This is a genomic window from Nitrospira calida (assembly GCF_976986435.1).
Genome location: NZ_OZ335950.1, coordinates 12,300 through 26,433 on the forward strand (window position 1 = coordinate 12,300; position 14,134 = coordinate 26,433).

At 63.0% G+C, this 14,134-nt stretch carries 19 protein-coding genes and 1 other RNA gene; 15 read left to right on the forward strand and 5 right to left on the reverse strand.

Translation table 11 applies throughout. The features are described 5' to 3' along the window. Positions 1–36 precede the first annotated feature (36 nt). The 12 genes from ACWHTU_RS00055 to ACWHTU_RS00110 all read left to right on the forward strand — a co-directional run bounded on the left by ACWHTU_RS00055 (position 37) and on the right by ACWHTU_RS00110 (position 7,879). On the forward strand, positions 37–774 hold the full coding sequence (locus ACWHTU_RS00055) for a pirin family protein (RefSeq protein ID WP_447860931.1): 738 nt from the start codon (positions 37–39) through the stop codon (positions 772–774). A gap of 181 nt (positions 775–955) precedes the next feature. Next, entirely contained in the window at positions 956–1,402 is a 447-nt protein-coding gene (locus ACWHTU_RS00060; RefSeq protein ID WP_447860932.1) for a VOC family protein, read from the forward strand. Next, a complete protein-coding gene (locus ACWHTU_RS00065; protein ID WP_447860933.1) occupies positions 1,399–2,316 on the forward strand; it encodes an MBL fold metallo-hydrolase in 918 nt (305 codons plus the stop codon). The genes ACWHTU_RS00060 and ACWHTU_RS00065 overlap by 4 nt, the downstream gene beginning before the upstream one ends. A 9-nt stretch (positions 2,317–2,325) precedes the next feature. Further along, complete coding sequence (locus tag ACWHTU_RS00070; RefSeq protein ID WP_447860934.1) at positions 2,326–2,754, forward strand: VOC family protein; 429 nt, start codon at positions 2,326–2,328, stop codon at positions 2,752–2,754. A gap of 33 nt (positions 2,755–2,787) precedes the next feature. After that, positions 2,788–2,994 carry a CDGSH iron-sulfur domain-containing protein gene (locus ACWHTU_RS00075; RefSeq protein ID WP_447860935.1) on the forward strand — a complete coding sequence of 69 codons (207 nt, stop codon included), beginning with the start codon at positions 2,788–2,790 and terminating at the stop codon, positions 2,992–2,994. Between the two features lie 44 nt (positions 2,995–3,038). Then, positions 3,039–3,425: a rhodanese-like domain-containing protein gene (locus ACWHTU_RS00080; protein WP_447860936.1), complete on the forward strand. Its 387-nt coding sequence runs from the start codon at positions 3,039–3,041 to the stop codon at positions 3,423–3,425. 15 nt (positions 3,426–3,440) lie between these two features. Beyond that, positions 3,441–4,409, forward strand: a complete 969-nt coding sequence (locus tag ACWHTU_RS00085; RefSeq protein ID WP_447860937.1) for a VTT domain-containing protein — start codon at positions 3,441–3,443, stop codon at positions 4,407–4,409. Positions 4,410–4,599: 190 nt separating this feature from the next. After that, positions 4,600–4,949: a transfer-messenger RNA gene (ssrA, locus tag ACWHTU_RS00090) on the forward strand. Positions 4,950–5,287: 338 nt separating this feature from the next. Next, a complete protein-coding gene (locus ACWHTU_RS00095) occupies positions 5,288–5,887 on the forward strand; it encodes a type IV toxin-antitoxin system AbiEi family antitoxin domain-containing protein (RefSeq protein ID WP_024892246.1) in 600 nt (199 codons plus the stop codon). Further along, the gene (locus tag ACWHTU_RS00100) at positions 5,884–6,810 is read left to right on the forward strand and encodes a nucleotidyl transferase AbiEii/AbiGii toxin family protein (RefSeq protein ID WP_185974921.1); all 927 of its coding nucleotides are present in this window, start codon (positions 5,884–5,886) and stop codon (positions 6,808–6,810) included. Before ACWHTU_RS00095 ends, ACWHTU_RS00100 begins: the two co-directional genes overlap by 4 nt. Continuing rightward, a complete protein-coding gene (locus ACWHTU_RS00105; RefSeq protein ID WP_024892248.1) occupies positions 6,807–7,295 on the forward strand; it encodes a hypothetical protein in 489 nt (162 codons plus the stop codon). Before ACWHTU_RS00100 ends, ACWHTU_RS00105 begins: the two co-directional genes overlap by 4 nt. Beyond that, positions 7,292–7,879, forward strand: coding sequence for an NERD domain-containing protein (locus ACWHTU_RS00110; RefSeq protein WP_024892249.1), 588 nt, complete (start codon positions 7,292–7,294; stop codon positions 7,877–7,879). The genes ACWHTU_RS00105 and ACWHTU_RS00110 overlap by 4 nt, the downstream gene beginning before the upstream one ends. 31 nt (positions 7,880–7,910) lie before the next feature. On the opposite strand, the gene ACWHTU_RS00115 is transcribed toward ACWHTU_RS00110, so the two are convergent. Genes ACWHTU_RS00115 through ACWHTU_RS00125 form a run of 3 tightly spaced genes read right to left on the reverse strand, consistent with a single transcriptional unit; the run spans position 7,911 to position 10,191 of the window. Next, positions 7,911–8,342: a hypothetical protein gene (locus tag ACWHTU_RS00115; RefSeq protein WP_102042175.1), complete on the reverse strand. Its 432-nt coding sequence runs from the start codon at positions 8,340–8,342 to the stop codon at positions 7,911–7,913. Next, on the reverse strand, positions 8,339–9,697 hold the full coding sequence (locus ACWHTU_RS00120) for a recombinase family protein (RefSeq protein ID WP_072755419.1): 1,359 nt from the start codon (positions 9,695–9,697) through the stop codon (positions 8,339–8,341). The genes ACWHTU_RS00115 and ACWHTU_RS00120 overlap by 4 nt, the downstream gene beginning before the upstream one ends. Next, positions 9,694–10,191 (reverse strand): DUF2924 domain-containing protein, encoded by a 498-nt coding sequence (locus ACWHTU_RS00125; protein ID WP_072755420.1) that lies wholly within the window; start codon positions 10,189–10,191, stop codon positions 9,694–9,696. The genes ACWHTU_RS00120 and ACWHTU_RS00125 overlap by 4 nt, the downstream gene beginning before the upstream one ends. Before the next feature lie 35 nt (positions 10,192–10,226). Between ACWHTU_RS00125 and ACWHTU_RS00130 the strand changes: the two genes are divergently transcribed. Then, a complete protein-coding gene (locus ACWHTU_RS00130; protein ID WP_447860938.1) occupies positions 10,227–10,388 on the forward strand; it encodes a hypothetical protein in 162 nt (53 codons plus the stop codon). Positions 10,389–10,523: 135 nt separating this feature from the next. On the opposite strand, the gene ACWHTU_RS00135 is transcribed toward ACWHTU_RS00130, so the two are convergent. Beyond that, positions 10,524–11,417: an ImmA/IrrE family metallo-endopeptidase gene (locus tag ACWHTU_RS00135; protein ID WP_447860939.1), complete on the reverse strand. Its 894-nt coding sequence runs from the start codon at positions 11,415–11,417 to the stop codon at positions 10,524–10,526. Further along, the gene (locus tag ACWHTU_RS00140) at positions 11,407–11,733 is read right to left on the reverse strand and encodes a helix-turn-helix domain-containing protein (RefSeq protein WP_102042177.1); all 327 of its coding nucleotides are present in this window, start codon (positions 11,731–11,733) and stop codon (positions 11,407–11,409) included. Before ACWHTU_RS00140 ends, ACWHTU_RS00135 begins: the two co-directional genes overlap by 11 nt. 198 nt (positions 11,734–11,931) lie before the next feature. Here ACWHTU_RS00140 and ACWHTU_RS00145 point away from each other — a divergent pair, with 198 nt between their 5' ends. Continuing rightward, the gene (locus ACWHTU_RS00145) at positions 11,932–13,155 is read left to right on the forward strand and encodes a hypothetical protein (RefSeq protein WP_102042178.1); all 1,224 of its coding nucleotides are present in this window, start codon (positions 11,932–11,934) and stop codon (positions 13,153–13,155) included. An 8-nt stretch (positions 13,156–13,163) separates the two neighbouring features. Further along, the gene (locus ACWHTU_RS00150; RefSeq protein WP_127476613.1) at positions 13,164–14,120 is read left to right on the forward strand and encodes a hypothetical protein; all 957 of its coding nucleotides are present in this window, start codon (positions 13,164–13,166) and stop codon (positions 14,118–14,120) included. Positions 14,121–14,134 lie beyond the last annotated feature (14 nt).

The following is a 14,134-nucleotide window of genomic DNA, read 5'->3' on the forward strand; positions in this document are numbered from 1 at the left end:
CTTGAGCCGCTTGAAAGGAAGGAAGGAAACACGATCATGAAAACGATACGGACGGTGGGCACGGCCTCGACGATCGACATTCGGCGGGCGCATGAACGGTTCCATACGAAGACCGGCTGGCTGGATTCGTATCACAGCTTCAGCTTCGCGGATCACTACGACCCGCTGAACACCCATCACGGCCTGTTGCTGGTGAGCAACGACGACGTGATCAAGGCCGGCACGGGGTTCAGAACGCACCCGCACCGGGACATGGAGATCGTCACGTGGGTGTTGGACGGGGAGGTCGAGCATAAGGACTCGGTCGGCAACAAGGGGATCATCTATCCGGGGCTCGCGCAGCGCATGAGCGCGGGAACGGGCATCTGGCACTCGGAGATGAATCCCCGGCAAGCTGCAGACCTGCACCTGGTTCAGATGTGGGTCTTGCCCGATACAGAGCGCGTCACGCCCGGCTACGAACAGCTTGACATCACCAACGAGCTGAACCGCGGCGGGCTGGTGCCGATCGCCTCGGGCCGCGGACACAATGCCGCGATCTCGATTCGGCAGAAAAGCGCCGTGCTGTGGGGCGGCCGCCTGAAGCCGAACGAAACGGTGACCGTGCCCGACGCCAAGTTTGTCCACCTCTATGTGGCCAAGGGTGGCGCGACGTTGGAAGGCGCTGGAGCGCTCGAGACCGGGGATGCCGTCCGGCTGACCGCCGCCGGCGCCAGGCGCCTGACGGCGGACGCGACCGCCGGCGCGGAGGTGCTGATCTGGGAGATGAATTGAGCCGGACGGAAGAGACAGCGATAATCCTCGATGTTTCCGTCGCTCGGATGTCGTCTATCTCTGGTGCTGCAATCGGCAAGCGACGGCTGGAGTGTGCGCTTCACAAGGATCGGGAAACGAAGTTTGGAAGCAGAACACTTCGTCCTGTGTCGGTGACTGCGCTGAACAGAGGTAGAAGAAGATGAAAGCGCACTATCTCGGGCATGTGGTTTTTTATGTGAAAGACTTGGAACGGTCGCTGGCGTTCTATCGTGATCTGCTGGGGTTCAAGGAAGTCGGCCGCCTCTTCGAGGGCAAGGCCGTGGCCCTCACGGCGGGTCGAACGCATCATGAATTGCTATTGATCGAAGTCGGCGACGCGCCGGCGCCGGCGCGCGGGCGGCGGTTGGGGCTCTATCACATCGGCATCAAAGTGGGTGATAGTCTGGAAGAGCTGCGGACAGCCAAGCGCGAGCTGGAGCGGGCCGGCATTCCCATCGAGGGGATGAGCGACCACACGGTCAGCCAGAGCCTCTACCTCCGCGATCCGGACGGGAATGAAGTCGAGCTGTACGTGGACGCCGACGAGTCGATCTGGAAACAGAACCCCGCGGCGGTGGTGTCGCCGATCAAGCCGCTTCGCCTGTGAAGACCGCCGTTATGGCCGATATCAAGAAACGCCTGGAGACCAACGTCGCCGGCAACTTCTTCGTCGATGCGACGTGCATCAACTGCGACACCTGCCGGCAACTGGCCCCGAAGAGCTTCCAGGAAGTAGGCGAATTCTCAGCAGTCACGCATCAGCCGGAGGGTGAGACAGAGCACCGCCAAGCCTACCGGGCCCTGCTTGCCTGCCCGGTGGGCTCGATCGGAACGGAGCGGAGCGACAAGGCGCACTTGCAGGCGGCGATGGCGAGCTTCCCGCTTCATCTGGAGGGCGGCGTCTATTACTGCGGATTCAACTCGGAGAAGTCGTTCGGCGGGAACAGTTATGTCATTCGCCATCCGGCCGGCAACTGGCTCATCGATTCGCCCCGCTATCTGAAACGGCTCGTGCAGGCTTTCGAAAACATGGGTGGCATTCGGTACGTCTTCCTCACGCATGAAGACGACGTGGCGGATTCAGCCCGCTACGCGAAGGAGTTCGGTGCCACCCGCATCATTCACCGCGCTGACGCCCACGCGGCGCCGGGCGCGGAGTGGGTCGTGGAGGGAGGCGAGGCGGTCGAGGTGTCGGCGCAGTTTCGCATCATTCCGGTGCCGGGCCACACGGAAGGCAGCATGGCCCTGCTGTACGGCGACCGCTTCCTGTTTTCCGGCGACCATCTGTGGTGGGATCGAGGCAGCAAAGGACTGGGGGCACCGGAACGGTTGGTGTGGGACCAGCAGCGCCTGCTGGGATCGCTCGCCAAGCTGCTCTCGTATCGCTTCGAATGGGTGCTGCCGGGCCACGGTGACCGAATCCGCCTCTCGGCCGACGAGATGGCGGAACATCTGAGGCGATTGGTGGCGCGCCGCGTCCCCGCTCCGATCCTCTCCTTCGACGGGGAGGAGAACAAGTAGGAAGGACCCATGGCGGTTCACGTGTACGGCTGCAACCATGTCGCGATCGAGGTCACGGACGTGAAGCAGGCCGTGAAATTCTACTCGGATGTGTTCGGGTTGACGATGCTCCGCGGCAGCGAAGGCGCGGCCTGGTGCAAACTGGGCGAACACCAGTTCATGGCCATCTTCGAAGTCACACGGCTCCAACCCGATCGCATGAAACACTTCGGCCTCATCGTCCGCGACGACCGGCAGATCAAAGAAATACGGAGAAAGCTCACGAAGAAATACAAGCTCAAACTCGAGCCCGGCTTCCGCTGCGACTTCCGCGACCCCTGGGGGAATCGCGTCCAAGTGGTGGACCTGCACGATGAATCGCTGGTCTGGCTGCTGCCCTACCGGGAAGTGCAACAAGCCGGGGTCGTCTTCGGGAATGGAAAGCGAGGAGGCAGGTAGAGACAACCTTCACTTACACCAAGGAGGAGAACCATGGCCGACGTCATTATCACTCCCAAGAACGATGGTCCGTATTACATCAAAGGCAAGATCAAGATCGTGACCGAGGGCGGCCGCGAGATCGCGGTCGACGGGGACGAAACCTGGCTATGCCGCTGCGGGCAGTCGGCGAACAAGCCGTTCTGCGACGGCGCGCACAAGAAGGCGGGCTTCAAAAACAATTTGGACGCGAAATCCTGACGAGAGGGCTGCAGGCCGTAGAGTTCGGAAAAGGAGGAATTGAAATGGCGACCAAGCTCAAAATTCCCAGTGCGGCGAGGGCGAAGAAGTATTTTGCGGACAAACTGGCGTTCACCACCGGCCCGGTGGAGCTCGAACGATGGGTCAGAGAAGGCCAGCCGGTGAACATCGTGGACTTGCGGGCCTCGGAGGATTATGCCGAAGGCCACATTCCTGGCGCGGCGAACCTGCCCAAAGACCGATGGGGCGACGCCAAAAAACTCAAGGCGGTGCTGCGCAGGGACAAGATCAATGTCCTGTATTGCTATTCGCAAGTTTGTCACCTCGCCGCCGCGGGGGCACTCGAGTTCGCGAAGAAAGGCTATCCGGTGATGGAGCTGGAAGGCGGCTGGCGCTGGTGGAAGGAGAACGGGTTCGAGATCGAGAAATGACGGCGAGCGACGACGGTGGATGAAGTCAGCGCGTTTCTGATTCAGTACGGGTGGATCGTCTTATTCTCGGTGGTCTTTGCCGAGCAGATCGGCTTGCCGCTGCCGGCCATCCCTGTGTTGTTGGCGGCGGGTGCCCTGGCCGGTGCCGGGAAGATGAACCTCGCCTTCGCCGTGCTGCTCTCCGTCGTGGCCTGCCTGAGCGGTGACGTGGTCTGGTACGAGTTGGGCCGTCATCGAGGTCGGCAGGCGCTCAATCTCCTGTGCCGCATTGCGCTGGAGCCGGACTCCTGCGTACGGCGGACCGAGAACTTCTTCACGCGCCACGGCACCCGCGCGCTGATCCTGGCGAAGTTCATCCCCGGCCTGAGCACGCTCGCCCCGGCGCTGGCCGGGCTGTTCGGGATCGGACACAAGCGGTTCCTGCTCTATAACGGTCTGGGGGCGGCCCTGTGGACGCTGGCCTTTATCCTGCCAGGGTATGTGTTCAGCAGCCAACTTGAAGCGATCGCCTCTCATGAGGCCCGCGTGGGCACGTTCCTCCTGGTGGCGCTGGGGATCGGCCTGCTCGCGTATATCGTTTACAAGTTCGTGCATCGACAGCGGGTGCTGCGTGAACTACGGATCGCCCGTATCACGGCCGATGAGCTGAAAGATCTGATGGACAACAGGCAGGAGGTGTTCGTGGTGGACCTGCGGGGCGAACTGGATCGCGAAGCCGACCCGTACACGATTCCCGGCGCGCTTCGCATGACGGCGGAGGAATTGGAACAGCGGTACCATGAGATCCCTCGGCATCGGGACGTGATTCTCTTCTGCGCCTGCCCGAATGAGGCCACCGCCGCCAAGATGGCGCTCATGCTTCGGCGCAAAGGCATCACCAACGTCCGCCCGCTGGCCGGCGGCATCGACGCCTGGCGCGAACGCGAGTTTCCATTGGAGGCGACGGCGCGCCAGGCCGAGCCGGAGCGGGTCAGAGCCCTGTAAGTTGGTCAAACGAATTCCATCGGTGAAAGCGGAGGAGCGCACTGGCATCCCGTTGATCTGTACGGTATCATAATTACATATCTCGTGAAGCGTATCTCGCAAGAGGAGAGACATGGCTTCAGTAGGTTCAGGCGTGGGTTTGAATGTCTCGCGCTTCACGAACGACGAGCGATGTTTCACGTAAGAGAAGGGGGGCGACCGGTTTCGACGGGGATCGTGAGGCCATCGGGGCATGTCGAGCTCTCGGGGACTCGTAAAACCTCCGGGAAACAAGCAACTGCCAACCACGAGCTGGCACTCGCGGCGTAAGTGACCGCGACGTCCCTCCACCTGAGGCCCGCGGGGGTGGAAGGGGCGCGATGCAGCGGGCTGGTCCGAGGCCGGTGCTCAGCGGCTGAGGACGAGAACACACTGGGCTAGCGGCCGTTCTAAGCCGGCCGATGGGCGTGGGCGGCGGCGAAACCAAAACATCGGCTACACATGTAGAACCGGTGCGCTGAAGATCTTCGGACAGGGGTTCAACTCCCCTCGCCTCCACCAATACACAAAGGTCAACAGTTCGCTGTTGGCCTTTTTTCTTGCGCGCTCCCGCGTGTTCGCGGGGACTCCTGCGGATTCCTGCGGACTTCCTTCCTCCGGTCGTCTCGCCCATCTCGGCCCCATTTCGCTCTCTCCTGGCCATTCTTCTCTCCAGCCTCGCTCGCCGGCTAAGGGCCGAAGTCCGCAGAGGCCGCAACGTGGACCTATACAGATCAATGGGTTACGTGCTGACGAATCAAACGGTTGGATTGCGGCATCGGCAGGCAAAGGAAACCATGGCCGTTGTGTTTTGTCGGTAGTTCTTGACAGCTACCGACGTTTCGCAACATTATGACGACATGGACAGTTCGCACCAGAGCATTCTGGATCTTGCCGCCCAGCGCGGCCTTATTCGCCCACGCGATCTCAATGAGCGTGGGCTGCCCACGATCGCCCTCACGCGGCTGGTGCGGCAAGGGCTGCTCCAGCGCGTGGGACGGGGCCTGTACGCAATTCCGGACCGGGCCGTCTCGGAACACGGCGCACTCTCCGAGGTGGCACGCAAGCACCCGCAAGCCATCGTCTGCCTGCTGTCGGCACTGCGCCTACATGAACTCACCACACAGTCGCCGTTCGAGGTCTGGCTGGCAATTCCCAACAAGGCACGCGCGCCAAAGATGGACTATCCCCCGCTGCGCATCGTGCGCTTCTCTGGCGCCGCGCTGACGGAGGGGGTCGAGGAGCACCTCATCGATGGTGTGCCGGTGCGCGTGACCAACGTCGCCCGGACCGTGGCTGACTGCTTCAAGTTCCGCAACAAGATCGGCCTCGATGTCGCGCTGGAGGCGCTACAGGAGTCCTGGCGTGCCAAGCGCGTCAGCATGGATGAACTTTGGCGTTTTGCTGCGCTGTGCCGTGTGGCCAATGTGATGCGCCCCTACATGGAAAGCCTGTCATGAACCAGCGCAACATGGCCGCCTCGGTGCGCGCCCGCCTGCTCAACCGCGCCCGCGAGACCCGACAAGACTTCAATCTGATCTTGACCCGCTATGCGCTTGAGCGCCTGCTTTACCGGCTCAGCATCTCCCCCCACGCCGACCAGTTCCTGCTGAAAGGTGCGCTGCTGTTCGACTTGTGGTTCGACATCCCGCATCGTCCGACACGCGACGCCGATCTGCTGGGCTTCGGCTCGGCCGAGATCCCGCATGTCGAGGCGGCGTTTCGGGACATCTGTACGGTGGAACTGGACGACGGCATACGCTTCCAGCCTGACTCGGTACACGCGGAGGAGATCCGCAAGGAAGCCAACTACTCCGGTGTCCGGGTCACGCTGATCGGCCTGTTGGACGGTGCCCGATGCCACGTGCAGGTCGACGTGGGTTTCGGCGACGCCGTGACGCCCGGCCCCGAGGCCGTCGACTACCCGGTAATGCTGCCGGACATGCCAGCCCCGAAGCTGCGCGCCTACCCCCGCTACACGGTTGTCGCCGAGAAGCTGGAGGCACTGGTGTCGCTCGGCATCGCCAACAGCCGCATGAAGGATTACTTCGATCTCTGGATCTTGTCGCGCTACACCGACTTCGACGGCGCGCTCCTGTGCAAGGCGATCCACGCCACCTTCGAGCGCCGCAGGACACCGCTGCCGGATGGCGTCCCTTTCGGATTGAGCGACGAATTCGCGCAGGATCGGCAGAAGCAGACTCAGTGGCAAGCATTCTTGAGGAAGAATGCCTTGGACGAGCTTCAGCTTTCCGAGGTCGTTGCCGGTCTGCGTGCCTTCCTGTCATTCCCGCTGGACGCGCTCCAGCAAGGTGCTGCATTTCCGCAAACATGGCTTGCCGGAAACGGGTGGATGTCGAGCGGCGAGGAATCGGGCCGATGACCTGGAATCCCGATCTGCTCTTGGAGGATTTTCACCGTGTCGCCGGCATGGCTGGCGTCTCGTTGGCGCTTGATGCCATCGCGATCGAGCGGTGCCCTGCGCCGCACGTGCCGCCCAAGACATTACCGCCCGGCACCATGGCGGTGTACGTCTTCTCGTTTGGGCCTCATGTGCTGAAGGTCGGGAAGGTCGGCCCCAACAGCGCTGCTCGCTACACGGCTCAACACTACAACGCCGGCAGCGCGAAGAGCACTCTGGCAGCCTCCTTGATCAAACACGGCGAGCGCATCGGCGTCGCCGGCCTGAACGAAACGAACGTCCCCGGCTGGATCAGGGAGCACACCGATCGGGTGAACTTCATCCTCGATGCGTCGCTCGGTGTCCACGTCCTCAACCTCCTCGAGGCATTTCTGCAGTGCCGCCTCCGGCCTGAGTTCGAGGGATTTGCCAGCCAACGGATCGATCGCGAGGGCGGACAGGCATGAAAGAGGACATCCTCGAACAAATGGTGGACGAGTACCTGCAGCACAAAGGGTACTTCACCCGGCACAACATCAAGTTTCGACCTGCCGGCGATCATGTGGAGTACGACACCCGCCAGGATGCCGTGCATAGCGACATCGACGTGATCGGCATCCATCCGCGACTCGACGGCGCGCGTCGGGTGATGGTCGTGAGCTGCAAGAGCTGGCAGGGTGGCTTTCGTCCCGAATACTGGGTCGATGCGATCGCCAAGAACAAGGTGGTCTCGGGGCGTGAGGCCTGGCGCGGGTTTCGCGAACTGACCAGGGAGAAGTGGGCCGCAGCGTTCAGGACGATGGTCGCCGAACTGACGGGTTCGTCCTCGTTCACCTACATCACGGCCGTCACGAAAGTCGTGGGCAGCCGAGCGGCGTGGCAGGACAACGCGACGTTCCGCGAGAATCTCGGCGGCAACCCCATCGAGATACTGACCTTCGGCGACATGCTGAAAGAACTCTTTCCGTCCATCGACACGACTCCGGCCTCATCGGAAGTTGGACGGGTTCTGCAGCTGATCAAGGCGTCAGGCTGGTCTCTCGACAAGTAATCCAACCCGAAGGATGCACGTGCGACGGTAATCAGGGATTGATGATGGCCCGCTGCTCGTCCCATAGCAGTGGCGTCCCCGACGCCAGATCGAACAGGGTCACCTCCGGCGGCAACGTTTCGTCGAGGATCGCAGCCACGATGTCCGGCGCAAGGGTAGTGAGGTTCACCATCCGGCTCACATAGGCCCGATCCATCCCCTCGCGCTCGGCCACCTCGGATAGCGTGCGCGCCTCGCCGGACTCCACCATCGCCAGCCAGCGGTGGCCGCGGGCGAGCGCGAGCTGGATCGGCGTCGGCGTGTCATCCCAGGGACGGGGCTGGACAGCGCTGCCGTCCGGAAGGGCCACGGCCTTGCGGCTGCCGCGGCGCTTGATCCGGATCGGCACAGCGATGGTAAGGCTGCCGTCGCTCGCGGTGATCACCTCTGGCTGACCGGTCTTGTCGATCAAGATTTCATTCATGCCACGGCCTCCTCAAGGGTTTCCGGGGCGGGCTCGGGGCGCAGCTCCAGGGCGAGCACCTCGATGCCGTTGGGCCGGAACCGCACCTCGATGTCGTCCGGCGAGACGATCACCTTGTCGATGAGGAGCCGCACGATGCGCTGCTGCTCGGCCGGGAAGAGCTGATCCCAAATCGCATCCAGCCGGGTCATGGCCACCGTGACCTGGGCCTCGTCCAGGGAGGGGTCGAGCCGGGCGGCGCGCTCGGCCACCCCGGCGACCATGGCCGGGGCGCGCAGCACCCGGCGCATCTGCTCCAGCACGGCGGCCTCCAGTTCACCGGCCGGCAGGCGCGGCAGCCCGGAGGCGCCGGCGTGCTCCTTGTTCTCCCGCGTCGGCAGGTAGTAGCGGTAGATACGTCCGTTCTTCTTGCGCGTGGACCAGGGCGTGAGCGCCCGGCCATCGATCCCCACGACGATCCCCTTGAGCAGGAACGGCACCCGGGCGCGGGTGTTGTTGCCTCGCACACGCGAGTTCTGCGCGAGGATCGCCTGGGCGGCATCCCACAGCCTGCGCTCGACGACGGGCGGGTGTTCGCCCGGATACCACTGATCGCGATGGCGGATCTCGCCCAGGTAGACGCGGTTGTTGAGGATCTTGTAGACGAGGCTCTTGTCGATGGGCTTGCCATCGCGCACCCGCCCGTCTTGGGTAGTCCAGGCCTTGGAGGTCACGCCGTCGAGGCGCAGCTCCTTCACGAGCAGGGTCGAGGACCCGAGCTCGACGAAGCGCTGGAAGATGTGGCGGACGATCTTGGCCTCGCGCTCGTTGGGCACCAACCGCCGGTTCTCGACGTCGTAGCCGAGCGGCGGCACGCCACCCATCCACATGCCCTTGCGCTTGCTGGCGGCGATCTTGTCGCGGATGCGCTCGCCGGTAACCTCGCGCTCGAACTGGGCGAAGGAGAGCAGGATGTTGAGCATCAACCGCCCCATCGAGGTGGTGGTGTTGAACTGCTGGGTGACCGAGACGAAGGAGACCCCGTGGCGCTCGAAGACGTCGATCATTCGCGAGAAGTCAGTCAGCGATCGCGTCAGGCGATCGATCTTGTAGACCACCACGATGTCGATCCTGCCGGCCTCGATGTCGGCCAGCAGCCGCTTGAGCGCCGGCCGGTCCATGTTGCCACCGGAGAAGGCGGGATCGTCGTAGTCGTCGGCCACCGGAATCCAGCCCTCCGCGCGCTGGCTGGCGATGTAGGCGTGGCCGGCGTCACGCTGGGCGTCGATGGAGTTGTACTCCTGGTCGAGCCCCTCGTCGGTGGACTTCCGAGTGTAGACGGCGCAGCGCAGGCGGCGCTTCAGGGCTTCGTTCATCGCCGACCTCCCTGCTTCTTCGGATTCTTCGCCTTGGCCGGTGCCTTCACGCCGAAGAAGAGCGGCCCGGACCAGCGGGTGCCGGTGATCTCGCGGGCGATCATGGACAGGCTCGGGTAGCGCCTGCCCTCGAACTCATACTGTCCGTCCTGGGCGACCGTCACCCGGTGCTCGATCCCCTGGTACTCCCGGGTGAGCACGGTGCCGGGCATCAGCCGGATGTCGCGATCGAGCTTGCGCGCCTTGCCGGTCTCCACCAGGGCCTTGATGCGCCGCTTGTTGCGCTCCAAGAGGCTGGGATCGACCTTGCGGAACTCGATCTCTTGCAGCTTGTACGCGATCCGCCGCTCCATGAACTGGCGATTGGGCGTCGGGTTGTCGCTGCCGAAGAGTTCTCGCCAAAGCGCCCTCATTTCCTCTATCGAGAGATCCGGGAGCCCGGCGATCCGGGCGACGACGCTCGGCGGGGTGGGTGGGACGGTGCTTGCCTTCATGGAGCCTCCTCCAAAGTGTTGTTGACGGGGTGGCTATGAAGGCGCTGGTGGCCGGAGAAGCCAAGCTCAAACTCGCTCTCCGCGGGGCCGCCTGCGGACTGGGCGAACACGGCCTCGCGCAGTCGGACGAGGCCGTGGGCCAGCAAGGATGCGGCTTCGCGCCGGCGCTGCTCCGGCGTCATCCGTTCGGGTGGTAGGTGGTTGATCGTGCACATCGGTATCGGTCCTGAACGTCCAACTCGCTTGATGACGAGATTGTCCGGTCAGGCCGTGACCTCGGCCATCAGGGAGTTTCGGGCCGGTACGAAAGGATGCGGAAGGTCGCGACCCCGCTAATACGGATGCTGCCCGTTGCGGATGAAATTTGTGTAGGTGTCGACCAGGAGTTCGTCCTCTTCGTCGTCATTTTTCTCCCAGGGCTCGCGGTCGGGGAGGATGAGCAGCGTGATGACGAGTTCGTACTGATCGGAGACGACACGCATCTCGCGCAGGGACATGTCGGCGGGCTCTTCCTTGAACCATACGCGAGCAGGCAACTCGATTCCCGTTCTTTCATCAGGGTGACGTATCGTCTGCGCCGCCAAGGACGCCTCGGGGACGGGTATCGTCTCCTTTGAGAACCGAAACCTGGCCCTGGTGCGTAGAGCATTGCGACTCGACCAGGACCAATTGATGAAGCCGTCGTTGGAAACGACCAAGACCGCCCGCAGCGGCGTGAACTCGATCCATTGCCGGATGGCCGCCACGAGCGATACCCCATACCGATCCGCGCAAGCGCCGAGCAGATCGATGTCCACCTTGGCCGACTCGACCTGCTTGCGATAATCGTCCAGCGGCATCAACAGCGTCGCCGCGAACTTGTCGGCATCGGCTTCCCGCTGCCGGACTGTCGAGCCCCAGTCCAACAGATCCTCCGTGCTGCATCGGAAGGCGTCTTCCTCTTTGCGATGCAGCAGGTAATGGCCCAGTTCGTGGGCGATGGTGAAGTTGATGCGTCCGCTCGATTGCACCTGGTCGTTGTAGAGCAGGTACCAGCCCTTTTCCCGTTTGAGCAGCATTCCCTCCAGCTCACCGATGTCACCGCCCCGGATGTGGGCGATCGGATCGGGTTGGCGGGAACTGATGTCCTGAGCGATGAGCTTGACGTCGATCGGGAAACGATCGCGTCCCCACGCCTTGGAGAGAAAGTTGGCCCAAGCACCGGGCGTGGTCGGATTACTTGTCATCGCCTTCTATGATCTTGAGGATGTCGTCCAGCTTCTTCTTGGTTCCCGACGACAGGCCCCGATACTTGCGAAAGAAGGCCTTGTCCTCTTCCGACGGTTCAAGCTCGGTAATCCGGTCGTCCATGAAATATTCGGGCGTCACCTTGAGCACGCCAGCGATTCTCGCGATCTTCTCGGCGGATGGCTTCGGATTGTCCTTGTTCTCCAGCTCCCAGATGTAGCTCTTGCTGGATTCGGTCTGTTCCGCCAGCTGCTCGAGGCTGAGTCCGCGCTGTTTGCGGAGGCCCCGTATCTTTTCTCCCAGCGGGGATGGCATGTGGCACCTCGTTCTCTGAATGGCCTGAAAGTATACCTCTGTACCGAACGATTTGGTATCTGCTTGACAAACCCAGCACAAGCCATCAATAATCCGAATCGTTCGGCACACCGAACGCATAATATCCCTGTCTAGGAGTACTTCTGGGATGTTGCGGCATGCCGGGCACCGTCCGTCTCGAAGAAGGAGAAGAAAGGCATGACCGCGTTCAACCCTCGTCACCTCGCCCGTCAGGTTCCGGCCACCACTTGGCAGGCGTATCTGTCCTCCCGTTCCATCGCCATCCCCGAATCTTTCGACTGGAGCGCCGAGGAAAAGGCATTTTCCGATGCCCTGATCGCCCTCCTGGAGGAACTCGAACCGGATCAACAGGCCCTGCTGCACGCCGAGCTGCGCCATGTCCACGCCCTCGCGACCCAGAAAGGCATCGATGCGATCCTCAACGCCAGCGACAACGACGTGGCCATTCGGGAGGACTTCGGACAGCTCCGCAACCACGCCGAGCGGGCCATGTGGGTGTTGGTGAACTGGCCGCAAACCTTCATGACGGCCGAGGCGCTGCTCCAATTCGATCTCGGCGTCGGCAAGCGGTCGTGGAAACGGCAAGCCATCAAGGTGACCGAGCCGGTGTCCCGAGAGGCTGCCGACATCGAGGGATTGCAGGCCGCCTTGTCCGAGGTGCTCTCGAAACGCAAGGGACCGCGGCGCGCCTGCCACGTAGACGTCTGCGACCGTCACCTGGACGGCGGTGTGCAGATCAGCGTCTACGTGGAGGACGATCCCAACGATCTGGTGGAGTTCGTCGAAGAGGGCATGCGCCGCCGGACGACCCGCCCGGCGACCAATCTCGCGCTGGTCTACTTCCCCGCATCCGGCATCGTCGACACCGTCGGCCGGGGCGGAGCCAAGGTCCACCAGCCGCTGGTGACGCTCTTCGCACGCCATCTGCTGAAACAGGAGGTCAAGCCCGAGGCAGTGAAGCAGCCGATGTTCTATCTCAACCGGCTGCGGCACGGCTTGGACCTTCCGGAGGACAGCGACATCGACCTCGCCGCCCACGGCATTGATCGCATTCGCCTCCGCCGCGCCCGGCTCAGGAGCACGAGGGCGCCGATCTGCGACTTCTGGGTAGGCGTACCGGCGGATCAGGCCGAACACTGCGTGCTCGCTGCATCGAGCGCCCACCTGAAGGACCACGACCTGTTCCGCGGTCCGTTCAATATCGTCGAGGCCCTCATCAGCATCTATTTCGCCCCTGCCGAAATGGGCAAGCGCGGTCGCGTACTGAACATCGACCTCAAGCAATCGGGGATCTCCAACCTCCAGGACATGGCAGAGGAGGACGCCAAGCTCGCTGAGCGCCTCCTGCGTGCCTGGCGCGTCTCCGAACCGACCGAGGTCGAACTGGCCCTGGTCGCGTAGAAGCCGCCGTGCAGGCGCGCAACGACATCGCCTTCGGCCTGCTCTGCGGGCTCGTCGAGGAATCCGAGGGAAGCCTCCATCCGGATGCCGCCCGGTATTCCGGACAAATGGATGCTTATCGGCATCTCCTCGACCTCGGCGCCATCGGGGCGGGTGATGGTGTCGGATCGAGCATCCTCTGTCCCTGGTGCGGAATGGGCGATCTGGAGGGGATTCGCTTCGAGCAAGGAGGCCGCCAGGGGTACTGCACGGACTGCGGCTGGGTGGATCTGGCCAGTGATCAAGTGACACGGCTCAGGGTGGACATCACGCGCATCGTCCGGTGGCTCGCCTCGGCCCTGGGCCTTGCGGGACGGTATCAACATGAAGAGATGGTTCCGACAGCGCTGTGGCGCCTGGGCGAGATCGAACATCGACGAAAGCGGCGCACTATCTTCTTCGGTCGGAGGCTGAGCGACCCGGCCTTGACGCCCATCATCGAAGCTCGTTTGCGCACCGCCTGCGCACCCGGCTGCGGCGTCCTCATCACCACTACACCCGACGTCGCCCAAGCGATCCAGGCCGCCGGCCATCTCGTCGTTCCGCTGCGTGCCGTGGCGCATCTCCGCAAGGCCGGCTTCGTCATCGAGAATCTCGACGCATACCTCGACGGTTCCGCCGGGATCGGCGAACGGGATTCGGAAACCTCCCTGCGGCTCATGCACTCCGGCCGCATCGCACTGATCGACGGAGAGCGGCACGCACTGTCGCCCCAGGTCTACGGCTTTCTTTCGGTACTCGCGCAGGGCGGCGGCGATCCCGTCCATAAACGCACCATCGCCGACGCTTTGGAAATCGATGTCGACAAGTGCAAGGGCGCGGACATCTGCAAGCGGCACAAGGCCGTCTACCGCACCTTCGTCGCCCACGACAACGACGGTCACTATTGGCTGAAACCCGAATTCGTCAACGACCAAAGGAGGTGATGCACCCAACGAAG

Bases quoted from the DNA above. Each gene is read 5' to 3' on its own strand.
- ACWHTU_RS00055 (WP_447860931.1), top strand. From the start codon at position 37: ATGAAAACGATACGGACGGTGGGCACGGCCTCGACGATCGACATTCGG.
- ACWHTU_RS00060 (WP_447860932.1), top strand. From the start codon at position 956: ATGAAAGCGCACTATCTCGGGCATGTGGTTTTTTATGTGAAAGACTTG.
- ACWHTU_RS00070 (WP_447860934.1), top strand. From the start codon at position 2,326: ATGGCGGTTCACGTGTACGGCTGCAACCATGTCGCGATCGAGGTCACG.
- ACWHTU_RS00075 (WP_447860935.1), top strand. From the start codon at position 2,788: ATGGCCGACGTCATTATCACTCCCAAGAACGATGGTCCGTATTACATC.
- ACWHTU_RS00080 (WP_447860936.1), top strand. From the start codon at position 3,039: ATGGCGACCAAGCTCAAAATTCCCAGTGCGGCGAGGGCGAAGAAGTAT.
- ACWHTU_RS00095 (WP_024892246.1), top strand. From the start codon at position 5,288: ATGGACAGTTCGCACCAGAGCATTCTGGATCTTGCCGCCCAGCGCGGC.
- ACWHTU_RS00100 (WP_185974921.1), top strand. From the start codon at position 5,884: ATGAACCAGCGCAACATGGCCGCCTCGGTGCGCGCCCGCCTGCTCAAC.
- ACWHTU_RS00105 (WP_024892248.1), top strand. From the start codon at position 6,807: ATGACCTGGAATCCCGATCTGCTCTTGGAGGATTTTCACCGTGTCGCC.
- ACWHTU_RS00110 (WP_024892249.1), top strand. From the start codon at position 7,292: ATGAAAGAGGACATCCTCGAACAAATGGTGGACGAGTACCTGCAGCAC.
- ACWHTU_RS00115 (WP_102042175.1), bottom strand. From the start codon at position 8,342: ATGAATGAAATCTTGATCGACAAGACCGGTCAGCCAGAGGTGATCACC.
- ACWHTU_RS00120 (WP_072755419.1), bottom strand. From the start codon at position 9,697: ATGAACGAAGCCCTGAAGCGCCGCCTGCGCTGCGCCGTCTACACTCGG.
- ACWHTU_RS00125 (WP_072755420.1), bottom strand. From the start codon at position 10,191: ATGAAGGCAAGCACCGTCCCACCCACCCCGCCGAGCGTCGTCGCCCGG.
- ACWHTU_RS00130 (WP_447860938.1), top strand. From the start codon at position 10,227: ATGAAGGCGCTGGTGGCCGGAGAAGCCAAGCTCAAACTCGCTCTCCGC.
- ACWHTU_RS00135 (WP_447860939.1), bottom strand. From the start codon at position 11,417: ATGACAAGTAATCCGACCACGCCCGGTGCTTGGGCCAACTTTCTCTCC.
- ACWHTU_RS00140 (WP_102042177.1), bottom strand. From the start codon at position 11,733: ATGCCATCCCCGCTGGGAGAAAAGATACGGGGCCTCCGCAAACAGCGC.
- ACWHTU_RS00145 (WP_102042178.1), top strand. From the start codon at position 11,932: ATGACCGCGTTCAACCCTCGTCACCTCGCCCGTCAGGTTCCGGCCACC.